Source organism: Kitasatospora sp. NPDC057512 (assembly GCF_042802135.1).
Taxonomy (GTDB): domain Bacteria; phylum Actinomycetota; class Actinomycetes; order Streptomycetales; family Streptomycetaceae; genus Kitasatospora.
In genome coordinates, this window is record NZ_JBHVET010000411.1 from 1 (window position 1) to 7,486 (window position 7,486).

At 71.1% G+C, this 7,486-nt stretch carries 5 protein-coding genes; all 5 read left to right on the forward strand.

Features of this window, described 5'->3' with window-relative positions:
- Window positions 1-386, forward strand: a 386-nt coding sequence (locus ACFU6K_RS24515) for an FHA domain-containing protein (protein WP_380666377.1), incomplete at its 5' end; no start/stop codon positions are given.
- A gap of 53 nt (window positions 387-439) precedes the next feature.
- Window positions 440-2,059: a PP2C family protein-serine/threonine phosphatase gene (locus tag ACFU6K_RS24520; protein WP_380666379.1), complete on the forward strand. Its 1,620-nt coding sequence runs from the start codon at window positions 440-442 to the stop codon at window positions 2,057-2,059.
- Window positions 2,060-2,219: 160 nt separating this feature from the next.
- Window positions 2,220-3,596 carry an FtsW/RodA/SpoVE family cell cycle protein gene (locus ACFU6K_RS24525; RefSeq protein WP_380666385.1) on the forward strand — a complete coding sequence of 459 codons (1,377 nt, stop codon included), beginning with the start codon at window positions 2,220-2,222 and terminating at the stop codon, window positions 3,594-3,596.
- On the forward strand, window positions 3,593-5,050 hold the full coding sequence (locus ACFU6K_RS24530) for a peptidoglycan D,D-transpeptidase FtsI family protein (protein WP_380666381.1): 1,458 nt from the start codon (window positions 3,593-3,595) through the stop codon (window positions 5,048-5,050). Before ACFU6K_RS24525 ends, ACFU6K_RS24530 begins: the two co-directional genes overlap by 4 nt.
- Window positions 5,051-5,310: 260 nt before the next feature.
- A complete protein-coding gene (pknB, locus tag ACFU6K_RS24535) occupies window positions 5,311-7,419 on the forward strand; it encodes a Stk1 family PASTA domain-containing Ser/Thr kinase (protein ID WP_380666383.1) in 2,109 nt (702 codons plus the stop codon).
- The last annotated feature ends 67 nt before the right edge of the window (window positions 7,420-7,486 follow it).

A 7,486-nucleotide genomic window follows, 5' to 3' on the forward strand; every position in this document is an offset into this window, starting at 1 on the left:
CGGCCACCGCGACCGCCGCACGCGCCGCGGCGCCGACCCAGGCCGGCCCGGCGGCGGCCCAGACCCAGGGCGGCGGCGGGCGCCGCCGCGGCGGTCCGACCCAGCTCGTCGTGGTGCAGGGCTCGCTGGCCGGCACCACGGTGGCGCTCCAGGGCCAGACCATCACGCTCGGCCGCGCGCACGACTCCACCATCGTGCTGGACGACGACTACGCGTCCTCCCGGCATGCCAGGATCTATCCGGATCAGACTGGGCAGTGGACGGTCGAGGATCTAGGCTCCACCAACGGCACCTATCTGGACCGGCAGCGCCTGACCGCGCCCACTCCGCTCCAGCCGGGCATGCCGATCCGTATCGGCAGGACCGTCATCGAACTGCGGAAGTAGTAGCGCATGAGGGACAGCATCCCGTCCATGACCCAGAGGGGGGCACAGGTCGCATGACCCTGGTGCTGCGCTTCGCCGCCGGCTCCCACAAGGGACTGATCCGGGAGGGGAACGAGGACTCCGGCTACGCCGGGCCGCGGCTGCTGGCCGTGGCCGACGGCATGGGCGGCGCCGCGGCCGGCGAGGTCGCTTCCTCCGAGGTGCTCGGCTCGATCGTCCGGCTGGACGAGGACGTGCCGGGCCCCGACCTGCTGACCCTGCTGGGCGACGCCGTCCAGGGCGCCAACGACCGGCTCCGGCAGATGGTCGAGGAGGACCCGCAGCTGGAGGGCATGGGCTGCACGCTCACCGCCATGCTGTGGACGGGCCAGCGGATGGGCATGGTGCACGTCGGCGACTCCCGCGCCTACCTGCTGCGCGACGGTTCCCTGGTGCAGATCACCCAGGACCACACCTGGGTGCAGCGCCTGGTCGACGAGGGCCGGATCACGCCCGAGGAGGCCGAGACCCACCCGCAGCGCTCGCTGCTGATGCGGGCGCTGGACGGCCGCGGCCAGGTCGAGCCCGACCTGTCGATCCGCGAGGTCCGGGCCGGCGACCGCTACCTGATCTGCTCCGACGGCCTCTCCGGCCCGGTCAGCCACCAGACCCTCCAGGACACCCTCGGCAGCTACTACGCGCCCGAGCAGACCGTGCAGGAGCTGATCCAGCTCGCGCTGCGCGGCGGCGGTCCGGACAACATCACCTGCATCGTGGCGGACGTCATCGACGTCGGCGCCACGGACACCATGAGCGGCCAGTTCAACGACGTCCCGGTGGTGGTCGGCGCGGTCGCCGACGCCCCGCCGTCCTCGGCCGCCGCCGACCGCTCGATCGCGGACACCCCGGCCGGCCGCGCCGCCGGCCTCGGCCGCGGCCCGCAGGGCGCCTTCGGCCCGGCCGAGGGCTACGCGGAGGGCTTCGGCCCCGCCCAGAACGGCTTCGGCCCCGCCGAGGGCTACGAGGGCGAGTACGGCCCCGGCTCCGGCGAGCCCTCGGTGTACGGCACCGAGGACTTCGACGAGGAGCGGCCCGCGAAGCGCAGGCGCAAGGGCCTGACGGTCTCGCTGGCCGCCCTGGTCACGCTGGGCCTGCTCGGCGGCGCCGGCTACTTCGGCTACCAGTGGACCCAGGACCAGTACTACGTCGGCACCCAGGACGACCACGTCGCGATCTACCAGGGCATCAACCAGAACCTGGCCGGTGTGAGCCTGTCCTCGGTGCACTCCTCGTTCAGCAGGATCCAGCTGAAGTGGCTGCCCGAGGACCAGCAGGTCCACGTGAAGAAGACCATCTCGGTCGGCAGCATGAAGGACGCCCAGTCGACGGTCAACGAGCTCGACGGCTGGGTCCAGCTCTGCCAGCGGGCCGCGAAGGCGACCGCCCCGGCCGCCACCCAGGCCACCCAGGCGACGCAGGCCGCGTACCTGGCCGGCACGCCCACCCCGACCGAGAAGAACCGCGGTCCGGCCGCCACGACGCCGACCACCGCGCCCCCGGCCTCGCCGACCGCCCCGACGGCACCCGCCCCGGCGCCGAACGCGACCCCTCCGGCCGCCGGCGCGCAGGGCGACCAGGCCCCCCCACTGACCGAAGAGGAACTCAGCCGGGCCAACTCCTGCCCCAAGCAGTGACGTCCGTGATCCGACATAGGACCGCCCCGAGCGGGTTTGCCGGCCGTCAGGGAGCGGTCACCACGTGAGCAGCTATGACCTGACCCAGGAAACCACCCGGTCCGGCCGACGCCGGGCGGCGGCCGAGCGCACCCTCCCCCGTCGGCGGGGCAACACCACGATCTCCCCGCAGGGGGCGCCCAACCGGCGCAACACCGAGCTGGCCCTGCTGGCCTTCGCGGTGCTGCTGCCGGTCCTCGCGTACGCCAACGTCGGCCTCGCGATGGACGGCAAGCTGCCCGCGGGCATGCTCGGCTACGGGCTCGGCATGGGCGCCCTGGCGCTGGTCGCGCACCTGCTGGTGCGCCGCTTCGCGCCGTACGCGGACCCGCTGATGCTGCCGATCGCCACTCTGCTCAACGGGCTCGGGGTGGTGATGATCTGGCGGCTGGACAAGGCGGGCAAGCTGCTCCGGGGCAACTACCCGGCGGCCGAGAACCAGCTGATGTGGTCGGCCCTCGGGATCGCCGGCTTCATCGGGGTGATGGTGCTGCTGAAGGACCACCGGGTGCTCCAGCGGTACACCTACATCTCGATGGTGGTGGCCCTGGTCCTGCTCGCGGCGCCGGCCTTCTTCCCGTCCCGGGCGGAGGACTTCGGCGCCAAGATCTGGATCCGGATGGGCAGCTTCTCCATCCAGCCGGGCGAGTTCGCCAAGATCGTCCTGACCGTGTTCTTCGCCGGCTACCTGATGGTCAAGCGGGACGCGCTGGCGCTGGCCAGCCGCCGGTTCATGGGCCTGTACCTGCCGCGCGGCCGCGACCTCGGCCCGATCATCGTGATCTGGCTGCTCAGCCTGCTGATCCTGATCTTCGAGAACGACCTGGGCACGTCCTTCCTGTTCTTCGGCCTGTTCGTGGTGATGCTCTACGTCGCCACCGAGCGGACCAGCTGGATCCTGTTCGGCCTGCTGATGTCGGTCGGCGGCGCGGTCGCGGTCGCCTCGACCGCGAGCCACGTGAAGGTCCGCATCGACGCCTGGCTCGACCCGATGGCCGCCTTCGGCGCCAACCCGCCGAAGGGCGCCACCGAGCAGATCGGCCAGTCGCTGATGGCGCTCGGCTCCGGCGGGGTCACCGGCTCGGGCCTGGGCCAGGGCCGCTCCTGGCTGATCGCCTTCGCCGCCAAGAGCGACTTCATCCTGGGGTCCTTCGGCGAGGAGCTCGGGCTCACCGGCCTGATGGCGATCTTCCTGCTGTACGCCCTGCTGGTGCAGCGCGGCCTGCGCACCGCGCTCGCCGCCCGCGACCCGTTCGGCAAGCTGTTCGCCGTCGGCCTCTCCTCCGCGATGGCGATCCAGGTGTTCGTCGTGGCCGGCGGCGTCACCGGGCTGATCCCGCTCACCGGTATGACCATGCCGTTCCTCGCGCAGGGCGGTTCGTCCGTGGTCGCCAACTGGGCACTGGTCGCGATCCTGCTGAAGATCAGCGACAGCGCCCGCCGACCGGGGGCCGAACCGGCCCCGGCCGCCGAGGGCCAGGAAGGACCCGCCCGATGAACAAGCCGATCCGCCGGGTATCGATCTTCTGCCTCGTACTGATCCTGGCCCTGATGGTGCGCACCAACTGGGTGCAGGGCGTCCAGGCCGAGTCCTGGGCCACCAACAAGAACAACAAGCGCCAGCTGTACGACCGGTACGCCCACCCGCGCGGCAACATCATCGTCAGCGGCCAGCCGGTCACGAAGTCCGACTTCGTCAACGGCCTGCGCTACAAGTACAAGCGCTCCTGGGTCGACGGCCCGATGTACGCCCCGGTGACCGGCTACTCCTCCCAGGCCTACGGCTCCAGCCAGTTGGAGAACCTGGAGGACGGCATCCTCTCCGGCACCGACGACCGGCTGTTCTTCCGCAACACCCTGGACATGCTGACGGGCGAGCAGAAGCGCGGCGGCGACGTCGTCACCACCATCAACGCCAAGGTCCAGAAGGCCGCCTTCGACGCGATGGGCAACAAGAAGGGCGCGGTGGTCGCGCTCGACCCGAAGACCGGCGCGATCCTGGGCCTGGTCTCCACCCCCTCCTACGACCCCGGCGCCTTCGCCGGCGGCGAGGGCGCCGACACCAAGGCCTGGACGGACCTCAACGCGGACCCGAACAAGCCGATGCTCAACCGGGCGCTGAAGGAGACCTATCCGCCCGGCTCGACCTTCAAGCTGGTCACCGCGACCGCGGCGTTCGAGAACGGCCGGTACCAGGGCATCGACGACGCCACGGACACGCCGGAGCCGTACATCCTGCCCGGCACGACCACCCAGCTGAAGAACGAGAGCCCGAACGAGCGCTGCGAGAACGCCACCGTCAAGTCCGGGATGGACCAGTCCTGCAACACGGTCTTCGCCAAGATGGGCGCGGACCTGGGCAAGGAGCGGATGCGGGCGCAGGCCGAGAAGTTCGGCTTCAACAGCACGGTCGACACCCCGGTCCGCTCCGAGAAGAGCGTCTTCCCGGACAGCCCGAGCGCGGACGGCACCGCCCAGGACTCGATCGGCCAGCACGACACCCGCGCCACCCCGCTCCAGATGGCCATGGTCTCCGCCGCGATCGCCAACAACGGCAGCCTGATGCAGCCGTACCTGGTCGACCAGGAGCGCTCGGCCACGCTGACCACCGTCTCCAAGCACACCGAGAAGCAGTTCTCCCAGGCGATGAGCCCGGACACCGCGAAGAAGATGCAGGACCTGATGGTCTCGGTGGTCGAGAACGGCACCGGCACCAACGCCAAGATCCCCGGCCTCCAGGTCGGCGGCAAGACCGGCACCGCGCAGCACGGCGAGGACAACGCCGGGCTCCCGTTCGCCTGGTTCACCTCCTGGGCCAAGACCCCGGACGGCCAGTCGGTCGCGGTCGCGGTGGTGGTCGAGGACGGCTCCCAGAACCGCGACGGCATCAGCGGCGGCCGGCTCGCGGCCCCGATCGCCAAGGCGGTGATGCAGGCCGCACTCGGCAAGTAGGAGCGCGGGTCCGGGGTGAGGGGAATGTCACGATGGGCAGCCCCGTCCGGATACCGGTCTGGTATCGGCCGACGGCTGACTCCGGTCCGCTGCGGTCCGACCGGTAGCGTATCCGCCAGCAGCGGGTGTGCCCGTTGCCGCCCGCGAGGCACCGCACGGCCCGGCCGGAGAACCGGTCGCGGACCGCGCGGCGTCACCCAGAGCGTGCGGGGACACCTACGTCACAACCTCACCGGCGGGTGAGGGAGAGGGTCGGAACTATGGAAGAGCCTCGTCGCCTCGGCGGCAGGTACGAGCTCGGCGGCGTCCTCGGACGCGGCGGCATGGCCGAGGTGTACCTCGCCCATGACACCCGACTCGGCCGCTCCGTCGCTGTGAAGACGCTCCGGGCCGACATGGCCCGGGATCCGTCGTTCCAGGCCCGGTTCCGCCGCGAGGCGCAGTCGGCGGCGTCCCTGAACCACCCCGCCATCGTCGCCGTGTACGACACCGGCGAGGACTACATCGACGGCATCTCCATCCCGTACATCGTGATGGAGTACGTCGAGGGGTCCACGCTGCGCGAGCTGCTGCACTCCGGCCGCCGGCTGCTGCCCGAGCGCGCGCTGGAGATGACCATCGGCATCCTCCAGGCCCTGGAGTACTCGCACCGGGCCGGCATCGTGCACCGCGACATCAAGCCGGCCAACGTGATGCTGACCCGGCAGGGCAACGTCAAGGTCATGGACTTCGGCATCGCCCGTGCGATGGGTGACGCCGGGATGACCATGACGCAGACCTCGGCCGTCATCGGCACCGCCCAGTACCTCTCCCCCGAGCAGGCCAAGGGCGAGCAGGTCGACGCCCGCTCCGACCTCTACTCCACCGGCTGCCTGCTCTACGAGCTGCTGACCGTGCGCCCGCCGTTCGTCGGCGACTCGCCCGTCGCGGTGGCCTACCAGCACGTCCGGGAGGAGCCGCAGCCGCCGTCCGTCTTCGACCCCGAGGTGCGCCCCGAGGTCGACGCGATCGTGCTGAAGGCGCTCGCCAAGGACCGCGACTACCGCTACCAGAGCGCCGACGAGATGCGCGACGACATCGAGCGCTTCCTCGACGGCCTGCCGGTGGCCGCCGCCCAGCAGGCCGCGTACGGCATGGGCCCGGGCGGCTACGGCTACGACCAGAACGGCTACCCGCAGCAGCACGACCCGTACGGCCAGACCAACGTGCTGCCGCAGCAGCCCGGCGGCCCGACCACCGTCCTGCCGCAGGCCTCCGGGCAGCCCGGCTACGGGCAGCAGGGCGGCTACCAGGACGACGGCTACGGCCAGACCTACGCCGGCCAGGCGGGCGGCAACGACGACGGCTACGGCCGCGGCGGGGGCCGGCGGGGCGAGGACCCGCCGAAGAAGAGCAACACCTCCTGGATCGTGCTGGCGGTGGCCGCCGTGCTGGTCCTGGTCGGCACCTTCTTCGTCGCCCAGGCGATGTTCGCCGACAAGGGCAACAAGGAGGCCGCGAAGGTCACCGCGCCGAACCTGGTCGGCAAGACCCTGGCGGAGGCCAAGACGGCCGCCGCCGCGGCTGGTGCCAAGCTCGTGGTGACCGAGGGCGACAAGGTCGCCTGCCCGGACACCAACATCAAGAAGGACCAGGTCTGCACCCAGAACCCGGTGTCCGGCACCCAGGTCGCCGAGACCTCCACCATCACGGTGCAGGTCTCCTCGGGCCCGGCCAAGGCGCAGGTCCCCGGCGTGGTGGGCAAGCCCAAGGACCAGGCCACCAAGGCGCTCGCCGACCTCGGCTTCACCAACGTCACCACCGAGTACAAGGACGACGACACCGCCCCGCAGGACACCGTCACCGCCCAGGACCCGGCGCCCAACGCGGCCGTCGACCCGAGCACCCCGATCAAGCTGACCGTGTCGCAGGGCAAGGCCAAGGTGACCGTCCCGAACGTGGTCGGGTCCCAGAAGGAGGACGCGCAGGCGACCCTCCAGGGCCTCGGCTTCCAGGTGGACGTCTCGAAGACCGCGACGGCCCCCGACCCGAGCAAGGTCAACACCGTCGCCAACCAGTCGGTCCAGCCCAACACCAAGGTCCCGGCCAACACCAAGATCTCGCTGACCATCTACAAGGCGCAGGACAAGCCCCAGGTCCCGCCGCTGGCGAACGTCAAGCTGGGCGCCGCCGCGGACCAGCTGAAGGCGCTCGGCCTGACCTACGTCGTGGTCAGCGGTCCCCAGGACCCGAACGCGACGATCCTCCAGAGCAACCCGCCGGCCGGCACCCAGGTCGACCCGAACACCCAGATCCAGCTGTACACCAAGGCGGCCGAGCCGCCGAAAGGGAGCGACCCCACCACCACACCCCCCAAAGGGGACCACTAGGCCTCCGGTATTCCCCTGGTTCGGCTGAACCGGGGAACGAGCAGTACGGAGCACGCCCGAGGGCTGT

Excerpts from the sequence above, each read along its gene's own strand:
- pknB (WP_380666383.1), top strand. The coding sequence starts at position 5,311 with ATGGAAGAGCCTCGTCGCCTCGGCGGCAGGTACGAGCTCGGCGGCGTC.
- ACFU6K_RS24520 (WP_380666379.1), top strand. The coding sequence starts at position 440 with ATGACCCTGGTGCTGCGCTTCGCCGCCGGCTCCCACAAGGGACTGATC.
- ACFU6K_RS24530 (WP_380666381.1), top strand. The coding sequence starts at position 3,593 with ATGAACAAGCCGATCCGCCGGGTATCGATCTTCTGCCTCGTACTGATC.